A 2,305-nucleotide genomic window follows, 5' to 3' on the forward strand; every position below is an offset into this window, starting at 1 on the left:
GAGGAGGACGTCGCGGCCTTCCGGTCGCTCGTGCCCGGTTATCGGGGCGAGATCGGATGGGGCCCGCGGGGGCTCGACGCCTGCGCGACGTGGGGTGGCGCGGACACGGTCGTCGCCGGGCTCGTCGGCGCCGTCGGGCTCTCCTCCGCGCACGCGGCTCTGAAGGCCGGCAAGCGCCTGGCGCTCGCCAACAAGGAGACGATGGTCGTCGCGGGCGAGATGATGGCGCGCGCCGCGGCGGAATCCGGCGCCGAGATCCTGCCCGTCGATTCCGAGCACAGCGCCATCCACCAGGCTCTGCGCGCCGGAAGCGCCGCCGAGGTCGAGCGCCTGGTCCTCACCGGTTCGGGCGGGCCGTTCCGGACCCGGGATCTCTCGACGTTCGGGGCGATCACGATCGACGACGCGCTCGCGCATCCGACCTGGAAGATGGGGCCGAAGATCACGATCGATTCCGCGACGATGATGAACAAGGGGCTCGAGATCATCGAGGCGCGGTTCCTGTTCGACGTCCCGCCGGAACGGATCGCGGTGATCCTCCATCCGCAGTCGCTCGTCCACTCGATGGTCGAGTTCCGCGACGGTTCGGTCGTGGCGCAGATGGCGGTCAACGACATGCGGTTCCCGATCCTCTATGCGCTCGCGTACCCGGACCGCCTTCCCGCGCCGCCACCGTTCGGGCGGCTCTCGCTCTCGGGCGCGCGCCTCGACTTCGCCGACGTCGACTCGCGGCGTTACCCGGCGGTCGCGATCGCGCGGGAGGCGCTGGAAGAGGGGGGCGCCGCGCCGGCGATCCTGAACGCGGCGAACGAGATCGCCGTCGAGGCGTTCCTCGCCGGGAAGATTCCGTTTCTCCGGATTGTTCCCGTCGTGGTGGAAACGCGCTCCGCGATGGGAAGCCGGCCGGCGCCGCGATCGGTCGAAGAGGCGCTCGCGATCGACGCCGATGCGCGCCGCGTCGCGCGCGATCGCGCCGCGCAAGCCGCCGGAGTACGCGCGTGAACTTCCTCCAGGACGTCCTGGCGATGGCGGTCGTCCTCTCGATCGTCGTCTTCATCCACGAGTTCGGCCACTTCGCGGTCGCGAAGCTCTTCGGCTTCCCCGTCGAGGTTTTCTCGTTCGGTTTCGGAAAGAGGATCGCGGGAGTGAAGTGGAAGGAGACCGACTACCGGATTTCCGCGCTGCCGCTCGGCGGATACGTGCGGGTCGCGGGTCTCGGCCCCGACGAGTCGACGACCGTCGGCGCCGCGGAGGCGCCCGCGGCGATCTCCGGACCGCGATGGCAGCGGGCGTTGATCCTCCTGGCCGGCCCGATCATGAACTTCGTGCTGGCGATCGCGCTTTCGTCGGCGATCTTCATGGCCGGGCGTTCCGTCCCGGCGTATCGGCTCCAGCCGCCGGTGATCCAGTCGATCGCCGCGAACTCTCCCGGCGCCGAGTCGGGTTTCCGCAAGGGAGACCGGATCCTCTCGATCGACGGCTCGCCGACTCCGACTTGGTCGGAAGCCGAGTTCGCGTTCTCGGTCGCGCCGCGCCAGAAGCTCGCCGTCGAGATCGAGCGGGACGGGACGCGGCGGACGCTCTCGATCGTCCCGCGCGCGGTCTCGAAATTCGATCTGGGCTTCACCGGCCTTTTCCCGGCACTTCCTCCCAAGATCGGGCGCGTGCTGCCTCGCTCCGCCGCCTCGGAAGCGGGACTCGCGCCGGGCGACATCATCAAGACGATCGACGGCGAGAAGGTCGAGACGCTGACGGACGTGACCGACGCGGTCGGGCGGCACGCCCCCGGCCCGGAAACCTTCGTCGTTGCGCGCGCGGGTCGGCTCGTCACGATCGCCGTCCGGCCGCGCGAAGAGAGCGGCGGATGGAAGATCGGCGTCCAGCTCGAGCCGGACGTCCCGGAAGTGATCGAGAGGTTTCCGCCCGCCGAAGCCGTCCGTCAGGGGTGGCGGAGTCTCCGCACCGACACCCAGGCGACTCTCGGCGTGCTCGCGAAGCTTTTTCGCGGGAAAGCCTCCGTCAAGCAGATGTCGGGGCCGATCGCGATCGGACAGTTCGCGGGCGAGGCGGCTCGCGAGGGCGCGGGGCCGTTCATCGCGCTGATGGGGATGCTTTCGCTCCAGCTCGGAATCCTGAACCTGCTCCCCGTTCCGATGCTCGACGGCGGCCAGCTCGCGGTCATCGTGATCGAGGGCACGCTCCGCCGCGACTTCTCGATGCGCGTCAAGGAGCGGATCCTGCAGTTCGGATTCGTGCTGCTGGTCCTCCTGATGGGCATCGTCATTTACAACGACATCCTCAAAGT

General features: G+C 69.3%; 2 protein-coding genes. Both read left to right on the plus strand.

Annotation, left to right across the window (positions count from 1 at the left end; genetic code table 11):
• Positions 1-1,002, plus strand: a 1,002-nt coding sequence (gene dxr / locus VFS34_11190; GenBank protein HET9795018.1) for a 1-deoxy-D-xylulose-5-phosphate reductoisomerase, incomplete at its 5' end; no start/stop codon positions are given.
• On the plus strand, positions 999-2,305 hold a 1,307-nt coding region (gene rseP, locus VFS34_11195; protein ID HET9795019.1), incomplete at its 3' end, for an RIP metalloprotease RseP. The genes dxr and rseP, both read left to right, overlap by 4 nt.

The organism is Thermoanaerobaculia bacterium, assembly GCA_035717485.1.
Classification (GTDB): Bacteria; Acidobacteriota; Thermoanaerobaculia; order UBA5066; family DATFVB01; genus DATFVB01.